This is a genomic window from Photobacterium alginatilyticum (assembly GCF_009910675.1).
In the GTDB taxonomy this organism is placed as follows: domain Bacteria; phylum Pseudomonadota; class Gammaproteobacteria; order Enterobacterales; family Vibrionaceae; genus Photobacterium; species Photobacterium alginatilyticum.
Genome location: NZ_RSEJ01000342.1, coordinates 1 through 387 on the forward strand (window position 1 = coordinate 1; position 387 = coordinate 387).

A 387-nucleotide genomic window follows, 5' to 3' on the forward strand; every position below is an offset into this window, starting at 1 on the left:
ACAAAAATGCAAAGTTTAAGGAAGGAAATCACCCGAGTGCGAAAGCTGTCGTGACACAAAATTTGTCGGTGCTATGTCATCGTGTGCCGATCAGTTCGTTAATCATCAACAAGCTTCTATCAGGTGCTACTTTGGATTTTCTTTTATTTTTAATTTTTTTACTGTACACACTTAACAAACTATTAAACGCAAATGGACCCCAACTAGGGTCCTTGAAAAAAAGTAAGAAAATATATTTATATATAACTACTTAGAAAAAGGAAAAAAAAAATTGAAATTTTTTGAATTTTTTTGAATTTTCTGAATCTTTTTAATTTTTTTGAAATTTTCTGAAGGAAAGTAAAGGAAAAAGTTACTCGTATACGGGCAAGGCGGGCAAAGTTTCTC

At 31.5% G+C, this 387-nt stretch carries 1 protein-coding gene; it reads left to right on the top strand.

Features of this window, described 5'->3' with window-relative positions; all coding sequences use genetic code 11:
* Positions 1 to 254, top strand: a 254-nt coding sequence (locus tag EIZ48_RS29315; RefSeq protein ID WP_205298667.1) for a hypothetical protein, incomplete at its 5' end; no start/stop codon positions are given.
* Positions 255 to 387: the final 133 nt, after the last annotated feature.